13 protein-coding genes and 1 pseudogene are annotated in these 16,644 nt (G+C 38.3%); 11 read left to right on the top strand and 3 right to left on the bottom strand.

The window, feature by feature from the left end; genetic code table 11:
* Positions 1–55: 55 nt before the first annotated feature.
* Positions 56–1,015, top strand: a complete 960-nt coding sequence (locus tag ACYQ03_RS13460; RefSeq protein WP_459910817.1) for a CoA transferase subunit A — start codon at positions 56–58, stop codon at positions 1,013–1,015.
* Complete coding sequence (locus ACYQ03_RS13455) at positions 1,015–1,824, top strand: CoA-transferase subunit beta (protein WP_459910431.1); 810 nt, start codon at positions 1,015–1,017, stop codon at positions 1,822–1,824. The genes ACYQ03_RS13460 and ACYQ03_RS13455 overlap by 1 nt, the downstream gene beginning before the upstream one ends.
* Positions 1,825–1,934: 110 nt before the next feature.
* Here the strand turns inward: ACYQ03_RS13455 and ACYQ03_RS13450 are convergent, their stop codons facing one another.
* The gene (locus ACYQ03_RS13450; RefSeq protein WP_459910430.1) at positions 1,935–2,867 is read right to left on the bottom strand and encodes a LysR family transcriptional regulator; all 933 of its coding nucleotides are present in this window, start codon (positions 2,865–2,867) and stop codon (positions 1,935–1,937) included.
* A gap of 355 nt (positions 2,868–3,222) precedes the next feature.
* On the opposite strand from ACYQ03_RS13450, the gene ACYQ03_RS13445 reads away from it, so the two are divergent.
* The 6 genes from ACYQ03_RS13445 to ACYQ03_RS13420 all read left to right on the top strand — a co-directional run bounded on the left by ACYQ03_RS13445 (position 3,223) and on the right by ACYQ03_RS13420 (position 9,965).
* Positions 3,223–4,677, top strand: a complete 1,455-nt coding sequence (locus ACYQ03_RS13445) for an aryl-sulfate sulfotransferase (protein WP_459910429.1) — start codon at positions 3,223–3,225, stop codon at positions 4,675–4,677.
* 89 nt (positions 4,678–4,766) lie between these two features.
* The gene (locus ACYQ03_RS13440; protein ID WP_459910428.1) at positions 4,767–6,179 is read left to right on the top strand and encodes an SLC13 family permease; all 1,413 of its coding nucleotides are present in this window, start codon (positions 4,767–4,769) and stop codon (positions 6,177–6,179) included.
* Between the two features lie 49 nt (positions 6,180–6,228).
* Complete coding sequence (gcvH, locus tag ACYQ03_RS13435) at positions 6,229–6,627, top strand: glycine cleavage system protein GcvH (RefSeq protein ID WP_459910427.1); 399 nt, start codon at positions 6,229–6,231, stop codon at positions 6,625–6,627.
* A gap of 35 nt (positions 6,628–6,662) precedes the next feature.
* Positions 6,663–7,511: a hypothetical protein gene (locus ACYQ03_RS13430; RefSeq protein ID WP_459910426.1), complete on the top strand. Its 849-nt coding sequence runs from the start codon at positions 6,663–6,665 to the stop codon at positions 7,509–7,511.
* Between the two features lie 101 nt (positions 7,512–7,612).
* On the top strand, positions 7,613–8,989 hold the full coding sequence (gene lpdA, locus ACYQ03_RS13425) for a dihydrolipoyl dehydrogenase (protein ID WP_459910425.1): 1,377 nt from the start codon (positions 7,613–7,615) through the stop codon (positions 8,987–8,989).
* A gap of 91 nt (positions 8,990–9,080) precedes the next feature.
* Positions 9,081–9,965, top strand: coding sequence for an EamA family transporter (locus tag ACYQ03_RS13420; protein ID WP_459910424.1), 885 nt, complete (start codon positions 9,081–9,083; stop codon positions 9,963–9,965).
* Positions 9,966–10,073: 108 nt separating this feature from the next.
* Here the strand turns inward: ACYQ03_RS13420 and ACYQ03_RS13415 are convergent.
* Positions 10,074–10,281: pseudogene (locus ACYQ03_RS13415) on the bottom strand (alkaline phosphatase family protein); the annotation flags it as partial.
* A gap of 381 nt (positions 10,282–10,662) precedes the next feature.
* Between ACYQ03_RS13415 and ACYQ03_RS13410 the strand changes: the two are divergent.
* Together ACYQ03_RS13410 and ACYQ03_RS13405 are read left to right on the top strand one after the other, a co-directional pair.
* The gene (locus ACYQ03_RS13410) at positions 10,663–12,264 is read left to right on the top strand and encodes a BCCT family transporter (RefSeq protein WP_459910423.1); all 1,602 of its coding nucleotides are present in this window, start codon (positions 10,663–10,665) and stop codon (positions 12,262–12,264) included.
* 112 nt (positions 12,265–12,376) lie between these two features.
* The gene (locus ACYQ03_RS13405) at positions 12,377–13,279 is read left to right on the top strand and encodes a DMT family transporter (RefSeq protein WP_459910422.1); all 903 of its coding nucleotides are present in this window, start codon (positions 12,377–12,379) and stop codon (positions 13,277–13,279) included.
* A gap of 99 nt (positions 13,280–13,378) precedes the next feature.
* On the opposite strand, the gene ACYQ03_RS13400 is transcribed toward ACYQ03_RS13405, so the two are convergent.
* Complete coding sequence (locus ACYQ03_RS13400) at positions 13,379–14,272, bottom strand: LysR family transcriptional regulator (protein ID WP_459910421.1); 894 nt, start codon at positions 14,270–14,272, stop codon at positions 13,379–13,381.
* Positions 14,273–14,585: 313 nt separating this feature from the next.
* On the opposite strand from ACYQ03_RS13400, the gene ACYQ03_RS13395 reads away from it, so the two are divergent.
* Complete coding sequence (locus tag ACYQ03_RS13395) at positions 14,586–16,634, top strand: alkaline phosphatase family protein (RefSeq protein ID WP_459910420.1); 2,049 nt, start codon at positions 14,586–14,588, stop codon at positions 16,632–16,634.
* The last annotated feature ends 10 nt before the right edge of the window (positions 16,635–16,644 follow it).

Raw genomic sequence — 16,644 nt, 5'->3', positions numbered from 1 at the left:
ATAAACCCAAATAAAAAAAAGGGGGTATTAGTTAGTGACAAAGTCTAATAAGAGGATGTCTCTAACAGAAGCCATCAGTATGATCAAAGATGGCGACATGCTTACTTTCAGTGGGTTCACGATTTGGCGGCGTCCAATGGCCGCAATTTATGAAATCATCAGACAAGGAAAGAAAAACCTTCACTTAGTAGAAGTAAACGGCGGGACACACAGTGATGTTTTGATCGGTGCAGGATGTGTAAAAGTATGGGAATCTTGCTGGATCGGACATGAGTTATTTGGTAAATTAGGTGCTAACTTAGCTCGAAAAGCTAAAAATGGCGAACTAATCGTAAATGACTATAGCCATGTTCACATGGTTCTGCGCTTGATGGCCGGCGCCATGGGAGTTCCTTATTTACCAACAGCATCGGCAATGGGCACAGATATTCTTAATCCGGACTATGATACCCTGGCAGTCCATGGCCTGCGGAATGGAGAAAACCCAAAAATTCCTGCAGCCAAGTATGAAGTTGTTAAGGACAATTTTTATGATATGGGAGAACTCATTCACATTCCTGCGGCAAAACCAGATGTTTGTATTATGCTAGTACAGCAGGTTGGTGAAGAGGGTACTGTTCGAGTACAAGGCCAGAAGTACACCGATGAAGAGGCAGCTAAATCAGCTGACAAAGTAATTGTCATTGCTGAAGAAGTTGTACCCGAGGAATATATCCGTCGCGAACCAGATCGCAACCTTTTACCTCCCTATCTAGTTGATGCCATTGTAGAGCTTCCCCTGGCAGGTCACCCAACTGGCTGTTATGGCAAGTATGAAGTTGATGGTGACTTTATGAGAAACTTCTACAATAAAACCAAAACACAAGAAGGTTTTGATGCTTGGGCCCAAGAGTGGATCTTTGGTGTTAAAGACCATTATGAATACTTAGAAAAACTGGGTGTTAAAAGATTAGAATCCCTTAAAGCAAATTCTGCCTTAAATTATTCAAATAAAGTTAAGAGGGGGGCGAGATAATGAGTAGCCATGAGTTTGCCAAACCAGGTGAATACAAAATTAACGATCTACTGGCTGTTGCAGCAGCTAGAGAAGTAAATGATGGCGAAGTCGTATTTGCCGGTACAGGTTTACCAATGCTTGCTATCATGCTTGCCCAAAAAACAACCTCTCCGGGTGCCTATTGTATTTATGAAGCTGGATCAGTAGATGGTAGACCCATTGACTTGCCTGCTTCAGTTGGTGACGCCCGTTGCGCTTATGGTGGAGCTATTGCCTCTGGTTTATTTGATGTATTTAATCAGTTGCATAAAGGTGGCGTAGATCTTGCTTTCCTGGGTGGGGCAGAAATTGATAAATATGGTAATGTTAATACCACTGCAATGGGAGATTATTTGAAGCCTTCTGCTAGACTTACTGGTAGTGGTGGTAATGCTGACATTAACGCGTTAGCTAAGCGAACCGTATTCATGATGGTTCAAGAAAAGCGTCGTTTTGTAGAAAATGTCAGTTATGTTACCTCCCCAGGCTGGAGGATACCTAAATTCCCAGGTCGTCAATTTGTTCCCAAGCAAGAGGTCTATGGTAAGTTCTTTAGAGGAGGACCATGTTCTGTTATAACCAATATGGCTGTCTTCCGTTTTGATGAGGAAACCGGTGAAATGTATCTAGATACTTATCACCCTGGTTTTACTGCACAAGATATTAAGGATAACTGTGGTTTTGAACTAAACATTTCCAGATGTAGTGGAGAAACCAAACCACCTACCTATCATGAACTTGAACTGCTGTATAAGGTAATTGATAAAGAAGGGATCTTCCTGCCATAAACTAGACTAGTTAGTTATAGGATTGACTTAGTTCCTAATATAAGGCTAGTGCTCATCCGAAAGGATTGCACTAGCCTTTTGTATAAACTGCTATGGTAAATTAGGATATTTCAGCAATTACAGCACCGGCTATGGGACACATTAATAACACTTTTTAGTGTTGAAATAAATTTTTTCTGAGCGGTTAGCAAGTAATCTTTTCTGTATAGAATCCCGATATGAAGGGTAGTTTCCATGTCTGTAATACTTAAAGGTACGATCTTGCCTGATGCTACATAGATGTCATTAAAGGAAGTAACTCTAGGTAAAAACCCTACAGCAGTTCCCCGAGCAATTATTTTTTTAATACTTTCCCGGTCAGTAAAGCGTATGATGTTGGGGTGTTTATAATTTATGGCATTTTCAATTTCATAATCTGAAAAATTATTCTTAAAAATAACTAATGGAAAGTCCTGAAAATCTCTCGTTTGTATTTGTTGTTTATTTGCAAGCACATGATCGGTGGAAACAAAAAGACATAATTCATCTGTAAAGAGTTCTTCATACCAAATATTGAAATCCCTGGCTTTAGTAGTATAGGAAATCTTTTCATAACCAAACAGAGCAATGATTCCAAGGTCTATGCCACCATATTTCATTTCACGTATAACACCAAGACTATCATCTTCTTTAATTATTATGTTAACTTGAGGGTAATTTTCTTTAAAAACAGAAAAAGCCTCAAGTAAAATATAGTTACTTATGGCCGGCAGAGTAGATATTGTTACAGTGCCCTTTAAAATTGGGGAAGAATTTAAACAAGCATTATTTATTTCTTCAACCTCCTGAAGTATTCGGGAGGCTTTTTCTATTATATAACGGCCCATTTCAGTTGCCTCAACGCCTTCAGGAGTTCGGTTAAAAATCTTAGTATTAAGTTCTTGTTCTAGATTACTGATGGCAGCACTAAGTGATGGTTGCGCAATGTATAAGTGTTTAGCAGCTTTCGTTATAGACCTATTCTTGTTTACTTCAATGATGTACTGAAATTGTTCTAGGCGCAATTCATCACCCCTCAAAATATCTTTATATTAAATTATATCATATAAGGGGCATAGTTTTTGACTATGCCTCGCATAGTTAGGCGATATTTTACGTGCTTTTAGTCACAAAATATAATGTAATAAAGGTCTTCCGGAAGACAAAATTGGAAAGGAGAAGTAATATCTTTTTGAAAATGGCTTTTCTGAACATATGAAAACCTATGTTCTTAGCTTAGATAATTAAATATAGTTTTTTTAGATTAAAAGTGAAAAAAAGGGTAATCACAATTGCGGTTGTGTTTAGTCCTATACCATACTCGTGACAACAGTTAAAAAAGTTGTTTAGTTAGCTATTTGCAAAATAGGAGGGGAAATTATGACTTATCCAAGTGTTTATCCAACGGGAGTTACAATATACAGTCCTGAAAAATGTTGGAATGGTTATACATTATTTCAGGTTGAAGAACTTGGAGCACTATTAATTAATATGAACGGCGGGGAAGTTAAATTGTGGAGGAATCTTCATGGCTTTCCAAATAAGCTGCTGCCAGGTGGACAAGTTTTTGGTCACACTGGGGAAAGAAATATTGCCTTTGGTGTGCAAGATGGTATTGATTTGATTCAAGTTGATTGGGACGGCAATATTGTATGGAAATTTAATCAATATGAATTTATCGAAGATCCCGGTGAAAAACCCCAGTGGATGGCAAGACAACACCATGACTATCAGAGAACAGGTAATCCTGTAGGTTATTTTGTACCCGGAATGGAACCCCAGGTAGATAGGGGAAACACATTAATTTTGTGTCACAAAAATTTAGTGAATCCTAAAATATCCGATAAACTGCTTGCGGATGACACAATCATTGAGGTTGATTGGGAAGGCAATATTATCTGGGAATGGGTTTGCAGTGATCATTTCGATGAGTATGGTTTTAGAGAGGAAGCTAAAAATATTTTAGCCCGAGACCCAAATTTGCGTGCAGCTGGACCTGGTATGGGTGACTGGATGCATATTAACTCTATGTCTGTTCTAGGTCCCAATAAGTGGTATGATGCCGGTGATGAACGATTCCACCCTGAAAATATTATTTGGGATGCCCGGGAAGCAAATATTATTGCCATTATTAGTAAAGAGACCGGTAAGGTAGTTTGGAAAGTTGGGCCCTATTATGATACCAGCGAGGAGCTAAAAAAACTGGGCTGGATTATAGGCCAGCACCATGCCCATATGATTCCACGGGGACTACCCGGTGAAGGAAATATACTAGTCTTTGATAATGGTGGTTGGGCTGGGTACGGTGCACCAAACCCAAGTTCACCAACAGGAACCAAGAATGCTCTGCGAGACTACTCCAGGGTGTTGGAATTTGACCCCACGACATTGGAAATTATATGGCAATATACCCCGAGCGAGGCTGGTTATCTGCATCCTGTAGATTCTAACCGTTTCTACAGCCCCTTTATCAGCGGTGCCCAAAGGTTACCAAATGGTAACACTTTAATTACAGAGGGATCCGGCGGCAGACTTTTAGAGGTGACACCTCAGCACGAAATAGTCTGGGAATATATCTGTCCTTATTGGGGTAAATCCTTTCCAATGAACATGATTTACAGGGCTTATCGTGTACCCTATGATTGGGTACCACAACTGGAAACTCCACAAGAAATACCAATTAAGCGCCTTGATGTAACCACCTTCCGAGTTCCTGGAGCAGCACCAATTGGTTGTTCCGATGTAACGGAAGTGGAAGGTGTACTGCCCTATCAGGCAGACAATACACTTTGTGTAGCGGCTGGTGAAGAGTTCCAGGAAAAGAAACAGGAGTAATCCACTAGGGTTAAATGTTGAAACGTGGTCAGTTCAATGGATCACTCTCTAGGTAAATCATGTAATAGGTAAAAGAAAGGGGCCATTCCATGAGTAATGCAATGAACTGCAAGAATAAAAATATGGCTATTTTTCAGTGGGCCATAACCATATTAGTACCACTTATTATCTATCTATTTGTCCCCTTAGACTATGCAGGTAGAGCCTTTTTAGCAATCACAGCTACGGCAGTTACCCTATGGATATTTGCCTTAATACCTGAGAATATTACGGGTCTACTGATACCCATTTCCTTTGTATTATTCGGTGTAGCCGAACCCGAGGTAGCCTTTAAACCCTGGGCGCAAATCCTTCCTTGGCTTGTTGTTGCTGGTATGCTTTTGAGTGAAGTTATGTTGGACACTGGACTGGCTAAACGCCTAGCATATAAATCACTCCTTATAACCGGTGGCTCAGGAAAAGGTATTTTACTAGGCTTCATTTTAACAGCCTTTGTACTTCCATTGTTGGTACCATCATCTGTTTGGGCAAAGATGTTTATTATGGCGCCCATCGGGATAGCTATCTGTAAAGCCTTAGATTTTAAGCCCCTGAGCAAAGAGGCTACAGGTATTATGTTAATGGCTTGTTTCGTAGCATTATCTTCGGGATTTGCCTTCCAAACAGGTGATGAAACAATGGTTTGGGTTAGTCAGATTATTTCGGAAGCGACCAAGGGGCAGATTACTGTATCCTGGTTGGTCTGGCTTAAATATATGTTCTTACCGGGTTTTTTCTGGGCTATCTTCTCGATTTTAACGGCTTATTATTTACTAGTTAAAAAAGCCTTTGACAAAAAGGGAAATGTCAAAGCGGTACTGGAAGCTCAATACAAGGAAATGGGTACCTTAAGCGGTAATGAGATTAAAGCATTACTAATCGTGGTGTTGATCTTGCTAAACTTTGTATTTGAAACTAAGCATGGCTTGAATGCGGCATTTGTTATGGTTGCTTTGGTATCCTTGTTCTTTGTTCCTGGTGTAAACCTTATGAAACGTGAAAAGTTACAAAGTATTAACTTGTGGATTCTCTTTTTTGTAACAGGGGCGATGTCAGTGGGCATGGTGGCTGGTGCTGTGGGCGTTTCAAAACAGGTTGCTGACATAGTGTTGCCATTTATCAAAGATTTTGGTCCCTTTGGTGCAACTTTTATGGCATTTACCTTTGGTGTAATAATGAATTTTGTTATGACACCACTGGGAGCTTTAGCAGCATTTATTACAGTAATTGCCGATTTAGCAGTACAAGCAGGCATGCATCCCCTTCCTTTGACTATGGCTTATTCATTGGGCTTAGATATCTATGTCTTCCCCTATGAGGTAGCACCTGTATTATATTTCTTCGGATTAGGGTATATGAGTTTGCAAGAGGCCATAAAAGTATTTGTGGTACGCACGGTGCTTTCCTTTGCAGTTGTGGCTGTTGTATTCTCCGGTTACTGGTATCTTATTGGAATTATGTAGGTTAAAGACAGCAACTAAATTTAGTTAAACTAGAGAGGAATGTCTTAGAATGACCAAACCATTAGATGAGTTGACTTTCCCTAATGATATTCATTATTTTGAAGAGCATACCTGGGTCAGAATAGAAAATGATCTAGTGAAGATAGGAATAAGTGACTTTGCTCAGGATAATTTAGGCAACATTATTTTTATCGAGCTGCCTAACGCAGGAGAGATTTATAGTAAAGGTGATGAATTTGGGCAGGCAGAATCAGCCAAGACAGTTTCTGCACTATATATGCCCATTAGTGGAGTAATAGTTGCAGTAAATACCATTTTAGAAGAAGGACCTCAAACTGTAAATGAGAGTCCTTATGAAGAAGGTTGGATGATTAAAGTTAAACCTAGCAACTTAGCTGATGTTGGTAGTTTATTATCAAAGGACGAATATATTCATTTAATTAAGTAATAATCTAAGTGTTTTCAGATAGGGGAAGGAGAACTATGAGCTATACAATCTACACTGCAACGGGTTGTACTCGTTGTAAAATAGTTAAACAGTTTATGAAAGAAAATAGCCTTGATTATGTGGAGCATGATATGAAGGCAGAAGGCAAGGAAGCCTTTCAAAAATTTTATACCGCCAACCGTAAGGCTATTTTTCGTGGACAGGATGGGGTAGAGTTTCCTATCCTTACTGATGGCTCATCTATTCGCCAGGGCATAGGTGCATCCATAGCTTTTCTTCATTCAGGAAAAAATTTAGACGGCTTTTTTAGTGTTGGAGCCTTACACAAGGATTGGGTGGATGGTATCCAAGTATCAACAGGCAATTCAGAATACGCAGCAGAGTTTCTAGAAGTCTTGCACTATCTCAAAGGTAACAATATGAAACTGCAAATTGAAACCAATGGGTTGAATAGCCAAATTTTACAACAGGTATTAGAAGCAGGATTGGCCGATGTAATGATAATGAATGTATTAGGTCCGAGGGAACTTTATAGTCGAATTTTAGGATTTGATGTTGACATTGCTGACGTTGAAAAGACTTTAGCTATGGTTATTCGCTTCCCGGAATATAGATTCCAGACTACAGTAGTCCCTGTTATTCGCCAGGAGCTTAACCCGCCGAAAATTAGTTACTTGACCACTAAAGAGATTGCTGAAACAGCCAAGTTCATTAAAGAGATAACTAGTAGTATAAAAAATCCCTACTTAATTAAAATATGGAATCCTAAAGAGACCAGTGATAAAAGGTTAAAAACAATAGATCCGATGGCTCCAACTGAATTGCTCTCCTACCGGAATCTGGTCCGAGCCCATCAAGTATTTGCAGAAATTGAAAAGGCATAACCATAAAGAGTCATAAATTAAGAGTCGGGGGCTGCCGTAGCCCCCAATTATATTGCCTAAATTATTTCAATTGCTATCAAAGAGTAGCAAGGAGGTAAAAAATGATATATGATGCTGTAGTTATTGGAGGGGGACCGGGGGGATATGTAGCGGCCATCCGTATTGCTCAGTTGGGTGGTAAAGTGGCTGTAGTAGAAAAGGATCAATTAGGAGGCACCTGTCTAAATAGGGGCTGTATACCAACTAAATCACTGATTGCTGCAGTAGATAAACTTGGAATCATATCAGAAGCTACTGAATTTGGGATTAATGTTTCCAAGCCAGTAATTGACTTTTCTAAGGTTCAAGGAAGAAAAGCAGAGATAGTAGAGAAACTGGTTGGGGGTATTAAGTATTTATTTAATAAGAATAAAATAAACCATTTTAATGGTAACGCAAAAATTAAAACGGCCAATCTAATAGAAGTTAAGGTCGGAGCTGAAGTACAAGAAATAAAGTGCAAGAATATCATCATTGCCACTGGTTCAAGCCCGGCCTTAATCCAATCTTTAGGCTATAATGGTTCCACCATTATTACCAGTGAAGAAGTATTGAACCTTACAGAGGTACCAAAAAGTTTATTGATCATTGGCGCGGGTGTGATAGGCTGTGAATTTGCCCACATTTATGGTAGCTTGGGAACAGAAATTACGATGGTCGAAGCAGCATCAAGTATCCTAGCCCTACAGGATAAGGATATTTCCCGGCGGATGCAGACCATTTTCAAAAAAAAGAAAATCATTATAAAAACCAATGCATCTATTAAAAAGATAAATTCAACTAAAGAGGGAATTGTTGCAGAATTAGAGAGCGGCGAAATGATCAGTACTGAGAAAGCACTTATTTCAATTGGGCGTCGGCTTAATACACAAAACCTAGGCCTTGAAGAGAATGGAGTGGAACTGGGTAATAAAGGGCAGATCTTAGTCAATGATTATATGGAAACCAACATTAAGGGCATTTATGCCGTCGGAGATGTGGTAAGTAAATATCAACTGGCCCACGTGGCGTCTATCCAAGGGATTGTAGCTGCAGAGAACATCATGGGTCAGGAAAGTAAAATGGATTACAGTGCGGTTCCCAGTTGTATTTTTACAAACCCTGAAGTGGCCACAGTTGGTTTAACAGAGCAGCAAGTTAAACAAATGGGCATACCGGTAAAGACAGGTAAATTTAATTTCATGGCAAACGGTAAGGCCCTATGTATGGGGGAAAGTGAAGGGTTTGTAAAGGTAGTTACCCATCAGGAAACCGATGTAATTTTAGGTGTTCATATTATTGGACCCCATGCTTCAGATTTGATTGCCGAAGCAACATTAGCGGTAAAAAAGGGACTTACAGCCAAAGAATTGGTAACTACCATTCATGCCCATCCTACCTTGGCTGAGGCAATCATGGAAGCGGCGGAGAACGTACATGGGTTAAGTATCCACGGCTAGTCTATATTTTTAAAGCCGATGGGTAAATTTGTCTAAGTAAAAAAAGGGGGAGTAATGTCCCTTTACTTAAGTGTTTGAGAGGTAAAAACAAATGTTGCATATGTTGCTGATTCTTTTAGCTGGGTGTAGCTTTGGTCTATTGTCCCCTGTGGTTAAATTAGCTTACAAAAATGGACTACAACCAGGTCAGGTGGTTTTTACTCAATTTTTTATAGCATGGTTGATTCTAACTGCCGTTATGCTAATAACTTCCCGTAAAAAAATTGATATTAAAAAGGTCTCTAAGCTTGCAATGGCTGGAGCGACTAATGGTGCTGCGGGGTTATTTTTCTTCTTATCTTTGCAAACCTTACCTGCTTCTATTGCTATAGTGATTATGTTTCAGTTTACCTGGATGGGTGTGTTAATTGAAGCAATTATAGATAGACAATGGCCTGGTAGAGAAAAGTTATGGTCTGTGCTTGTATTAGTATTAGGTATCATTATAGCTGGTGGAGTCTTGGAAAGTGAAGTTAAGCTGAATATAATCGGAGTCCTGTTGGCAACTCTCTCAGCAGTTGCATATTCCTTTTACATCTTGTTTAGTGGTCGTGTAGTTACAGATGAGCCACCAATTAATAGGAGCTTGTGGATGATAACTGGAGCAGTTATATTTAGTGCCTTTGTATATCCACCTAAGTTTATACTTCAGGGACAGATAACTGAAAGTTTAATTGGGTTTGGCCTTGGTATAGGGTTATTAGGAGGAGTTATTCCTACAATTCTTCTAGCCAAGGGAGTTCCGCGAGTGGGGGCAGGTATGTCTACTATCCTTTGTTCCTCTGAACTTCCAGTGGCGTTGTTAGCTTCGGCCTTCATTTTGGGAGAAAAGTCATCATTTTTACAGTTGCTTGGAGTTATGCTAATTTTATTTGGCATCGCTTTGCCTTATTTATTTATTTCCAGTAAACGTGATCAAAAGCATTTTGGTTTCTAAATAAAAACTTGTTTTCTAAAAAGTTAACAATGTATGGATAGAAATACCAGTTGTTAAAAGCAGTAGCTATCAGAGTGCTACTTTTCTGATAGCTGCGCAATTAATAGATTAAACCTCTTCTGAGAAAATCTGATAAATTGGAACTCCTTTACATTGCGCAGGGTAGCGCAAACCAAACATAAGGTGCAACATCAACTTGTCTGATAATACGATTTGTTGTAAATCCAGGCTTAATACCAGGACCTGCCGCTACAAAAATTGGTGAAACAGATGAATCATGATAGCCTTCTGAAGTCGAAATACTATCGTCATGTAAAGGAAATGAGTCAAGGTTTATTATTGAGAGTCAGGGAATAGTTCTCTGACTCTTTTTGTGCCCAATAATAGTTTCAAACTTTTAATTTACAGAAGTCAGGGAGCATCGACAATTTAGCTTTTTTTTTACTTATACCGGGTATAGATATTGTGTAATGTACATTATTCGACAATATTTTTATAATAACCTTACAAAGGCAAGTGAAGGTACGAACAATCACTACACACTTTTGTAACTGATACCAATATTCGTTGTAAAGAGGAGGAGATATAGACATTATAAGTATAGCAGCTTAAAGTATGTAATTTATGTATATGCAGAAAATAAATGGCAAAGTTACGAACATGGAAAATATGAACTATGCCCAAGAGGAGTGGAAAGATGGAGATTAAATACGCAAAGATAAATAAATCGGTATTTTGGGGTAGTGTAATCATTTGTTTATTATTTTTTGGTCCTATGATTTTTTTACAAGGATCTGCACAAGACTTAGTAGCTAAAGTGATGCATGCAGTTACTCATGGTACTGACTGGATGTGGGAAATTGTTGTTTTTGGTGCTGTGCTTTTTTCATTGTGGTTAGCATTTGGTCCCTACGGCAGAGTAAAGCTTGGTGGACCAGACGAAAAGCCAGAATTCTCTACATTTACTTGGTTTGCTATGATGTTTTGTGGTGGTTCAGGTGCGGGACTTATTTATTGGGGTATTCTTGAACCAATCTATTACTTGAAATGGCCACCTTTTTGGGCTGAGGCAAATTCAGCTCAGGCTGCTCAATGGGCACTTTCCTATGGTATTTTTCATTGGGGTGTTAGTGCTTGGGCTACATTTGTAATCCCTGCTGTCGGATTCGCGTATATGTTTTATGTTAGAAAAAAACCATTCCTTTATCCAAGTTATGCCTGTCGCGGCATTTTAGGCAATAGAGTTGATGGTTGGTTAGGTAGAGCCATTGACCTAATAATGGTTGTTGGTATGGTAGGTGGCGTAGCCACAGCTTTAGGTCTAATTTTACCAATGATATCTAATATTGGTGCAACTTATTTTGGATTGGAAGATACATTAACTGTAAGATTGGTAGTAGCAGCATTGTTTACTTGCCTTTATGGTTATAGCTGCTATAGAGGGTTATATTCTGGTATTGCTAAAATTTCAGATTACAATATGTGGTTAATTTTAATTCTATTATTATTCGTGTTATTTGCAGGTCCAACAGCTTTTATGCTATCTTTATTCTTTGATAATATTGGAGTGCTATTAACTAACTTCTTACGGATGAGCTTATATACTGACCCTATAACTAAATCAGGTTTCCCACAAGATTGGACCGTTTTCTATTGGGCTTGGTGGTTTGCATGGGCAACTTATATGGGCCTATTTGCTACAAGGATTTCTAAAGGCCGCACTATTAAGGAACTTGTTTTAAATATGCTCTTCACAGCAACTGCAGGGTGTGCACTTTTCTATCTGACTTTTGGATCTTACACTGTTGATTTAATTTTAAATCAGGGCAAAGACTTAATTACTATATTACAAGAACAGGGTGGTCCAGCAGTAATAACTTACGTGCTTAACACTCTACCCATGGCTTCTATTGTAATACCTATGTTCCTGATAGTAATGCTTGTATCCCAGGTTACAGCGGTTGACTCTGTTTCTTATACAATTGCGGCTATGTGTTGTTCTGAAATAAGGGATACTCAAGAACCACCAAAATGGTCAAGAATATTCTGGTCCTTCATGTTGTTTTTCTGTACAGCGGCATTATTCTTGGTTGGTGGTGTGAAAGTAGTTCAACTTGCATCTATTTTGACCGCTTTCCCTGTTGCCATTCTTACGGTAATATTAGCTCTCTCTCTAGTAAAATGGCTTAATGAAGATTTTGGAGATAAAGCTAAACCGGCACTCTTGACTTTAGATGATTCAAAATATGGAGAACCAGATGTAACTGAACCAGCTACAACATCTAGTTCTAGCAAATAGTTATTTTATAACTAGAAATTTTAAAAAAGAATTTTAAAGCCTCCTGTAAAACAGGAGGCTTTAAAGTTAGTCAGTTATTAGCATAAAGCGTGTGAGGGGATGAAGTAACATTATGCTAAATGGGTATTTACTAATTATTATAACTGCAATAGGATATGCTGCTTTGCCCATATTTATAAAGCAAGGGTATAACCTAGGCTTAACTATAGATATAATGTTATTTATAAGGTTTTTTATAGCTAGTATCTCGTTGATGTTTATATTATTAGTCAGCAGAAGAAAAAGTTTTACTACATATAAAGCTTATTTACCCCAGTTAGTTATACAAGGTTTGGTGTTTTTTGGGAGCGCATATTGTTACACTCTCTCAATTAAATATATGTCTGCCACAATTACGAATATATTGCTTTATACCTATCCTTTAATGGTTGTACTAATGTCAACTCTAATTTTTAAAGAAAAGTTCTCTCTAATTAAGGGGATAACTTTATTTACTACTTTTTTTGGTTGTCTACTGGTTATAGATGTAATATCTATGTCTGCGTTAAAAATGAATATGTTAGGTGTTTTATATGGCATTGGATCCGCCGTTTTTTATGCAATATATAATATTAACGGGCAGTACCTATCTAAACATATAGAGCCTTTAACTGTTTCGACATATACTTCAGTAGTTTGTTTATTGGTAACTTTAGCTATTTATCCTCCAATTAACGGCTTTGCAGAGCATTCATATTCCGCTATCTTGATGGTTGGTCTTGGAACAGCAATACTATGTACGGTTATACCACTTTTCTGTTATGCCAAAGGTATAGCATTGTTAGGGGCCAGCAAAGCTTCTATTTTAAGTAATATAGAACCTGTTATTGCTATCGTGCTGGCAGGAGTAATTCTAGGAGAAAAACTAACAATCATCCAGTTAGCTGGTGGTTTTTTAATCATATTAGGAGCAATGTTGCTAAAATTAGACGATTTGAAACAACCGCTTACCTTAAATCATAGTGTTAGTCGTTAAGTAGTGAAAGTGCTTTAGAAATATTTCATGTAATTAATGAATAATAAAAAGATCGCAAAAACTGGCCAACTAGCCTATTTGCGATCTTTTTTGCACATTTTATAAGTTAACAATGTTTTCGCGTATTGAGTCTAAGAAATCATTAATAATTTTAGGCATTTTATATTTTGGGTTTATCACGTAGCCAACAGAAATGCTAGTATCAAAGTCAGTAACTGGTATGGCACGGATTAGGTCATCTTGCAAATAGATATCTTTTTGTGACATTTTTTCTGGAAAGAAACAAACATAATCCGAGTATTCGACCATTTTACGAATGGTGCTAATTTCATCTGTCCTAAAAGCAATATTAGGCTTTGGTATATTATTAAAAAGAGAGCTTAAGCCTGTATTATATGTTTGAAACTCCTGCCGGTAAGCAATATATGGTTGTGAAAGCACTTCTTGCAATGTGGTGCTTTTTTTATTGTATAACGGAGAATGTTGCCCTACATACAACACATAACGATCATCAAATAGCCCGTGATATTCAAGAGAATTTAAATTCAATGTTAGGTCATTAAGTATTAGTCCTAAACTTGAAAGACCAGAGGCTACATTGCGGATAATTTCTGTGCTTTCAGCAGTTTGCACGGATAGTTTTAGAAGTTGTTTATTCTCGGTCAGGCTCAGAATGCATTTGGGAATAAGAAAATCGCAGATACACGGAATTGCTGAAATGTTAATCATTTCTGATTGATAGTCTGGAGAGAGAGCACGTATTTCATTAATTAGTGAAAAAATTTCAGCAGCTTTTTCAATTACTTGTTGACCGGTATGTGTTGGTTGTACACCTTTACAATTTCGATCAAGCAAAATAATGTTGAGCTCTTTCTCTAAATTTGTAATGGAAGAGCTTAATGCTGATTGTGAAATATAATTTTTTTCTGCAGCTATAGAAATAGAATTATACTTGGCTGCTTCAACAAGATACTGCAGTTGATTTAGCTTCATAGATAGCCCCTCCCTTCATGAATAACGCCAATCCATATTATAACTTATTTCGGTATAATTTTATAGAATTTATAAGATTTTGTTTATACCAATAAAAGGAGTTTTCGTTCTTTAATTTAGCCTTTTTAAGAGGTCAATTCAAGTATTCAAAACTTTAATTTATCTGATATCCCCTATCTATTTTTGCTGATTCCCAAAGAAAAATAAAAATGCTAAATTAATCACATAGTCAATTGTGATGGTGCTCACATAATTGTTGAGTGAAATAATTAATACAGATATTAGTTGAAGAATCAGAAAGGAGCTAGATTTCATGAAAAGAGAAGCACTTACCAATAAGCTATTGGTATTAGGTGTTGACGGCATGGACCCAAGAATTAGTCGTAAATTCTTAGCGGAAGGGAAAATGCCTAATTTACAAAAACTAATTGACCGCGGTGCTGCCAGAGAAGATTTAAAACTACTTGGGGCAATTCCTACAATCACACCTCCTTGTTGGACTACACTTGCTACAGGCGCTTATCCCGGAACCCACGGCATCACTTGCTATTGGAGACAATCTCCGGAAAGTCTGGATGCAGTTGTTTATAATATGGATTCACGCAATTGCACTGCAGAACAAATCTGGAACATTACCTCTGAAGCTGGCATGAAGACTCTGGTATGGCACTGGCCGGGCAGTTCTTGGCCCCCAACCTCCCAAAGTGAGAACCTGAGTGTTGTGGATGGTACACAACCAGGTTCTGTTAATATGGGTGTTGCTCAGCTAGACTGGGAAAAAGTTATTGTTGCTTCCCCTGACATTAATGAAGTTCGTTTTGCACCCAGGGTTGACAAACCAGCTGGTGTTGGCTGCATTATAACCGATTTGGAAGACACTTTAGACGGTGATGTTGACGACGAAATGATGGAACTTTGGTGGGGCGATAAAGCTCGCGAAGGCGACGAAATTCGTACCTATGTTATGGATGATGAAGATACTGAAGTAGTTATTGGAAGTAAGGTAGCTTATGACATCATTAACTCTCCGCTAAAAGATGCTAAAGGTTGGGCCAATGCTCCAGAAGGGGCGAAGGAATTCACAATCCTAACTTCCGGTGGTGTAATGAGACGCCCTGCTTTAATTCTTAAAAATGAAGCTGGCGAGTATGACCGTGTAGCTATTTATAAGAATAAGAAAGCGGCAGAACCCATTGTTACCTTAGAAAAAGGTAAGATGGTTTCCGGAATCATCGATGATGTTACCAAAAAAGAAGAGACTAAGCCAGCATGTCGTTCTTATAAGATTTTAGAACTTGACCCAGCAGGCAACAAGGTCAGACTTTGGATTAGTAATGCCCTTGATATTGCCAATGATATGTTGTGGCACCCCAAGGATCTATTTAAAGAAGTTGTTGAAAATGTTGGCGTGGTTCCACCTGTTAGCTTAATCGGTGGGGAAGATGATGAATTAGTACGCGAAATCTTCGAACCATCTTGGAGACTTTACAACAAGTGGCAAGCTGATTGCATGAATTATGCCATCAAAGAAAAGGGCTATCAAGTAGTATTCTCCCATCTACACAATATTGACTGTGCAGGACACCAGTTATGGCATCTTGGTAAGACACTGCCCGAGTGGGAGCATACAGATGAAAAAACCTATCAAGGGTTTATTGAAAGCTTTTATGTACAAACAGATGAATATATCGGCGAATTTATGCATCTGTTAGATGAAGGTTGGACTCTGTTACTTGTAAGTGACCATGGTCTGATAGTTGGGGAAAACGTACCACCTATTATTGGTGAATATGGCGGCCTCAATACAAAAGTTATGGAAGAGCTGGGCTATACAGTAATGAAAAAAGATGAAAACGGTAATTCCATAAGAGAAGTGGATTGGGAAAAGACAAGGGCCGTTCAAATTCGCAGTAACTATATTTATATCAACCTTAAAGGTCGTGACAAAACCGGTATTGTGGACCCCAAAGATAAATACGAACTAGAGGAACAAATCATCAATGATTTGTACAATTATAGAGATGGGCGTACAGGTAAACGTGTTATTGGAATTTGTCTCAGAAACAAAGATGCTGTGTTACTAGGCACTCATGGACCAGAGTGTGGTGATATTTTCTTCTCGGTTGAAGAAGGGTACAACAGATTGCATGGCGATAGTATCTCAACTTCAGAAGGGTATTTTGAAACATCAGTATCACCAATCTTTGTAGCAGCGGGACCTGGTATCAAGGCTGGCTTTACCACAGATCGTATTATTAGACAAGTTGATGTTGCACCTTCAGTCTCAGTATTGCTCGGTTTGCGTTATCCTGCGCAATGTGAAGGGGCTCCAATTTATCAGATTTTCTCAGAAGATATTTAAGGAATAGAAT

This window comes from Desulfotomaculum defluvii, assembly GCF_054657375.1.
Note: the sequence above shows the minus strand (reverse complement) of the source record. Positions and strands in the feature narration are given on the sequence as shown.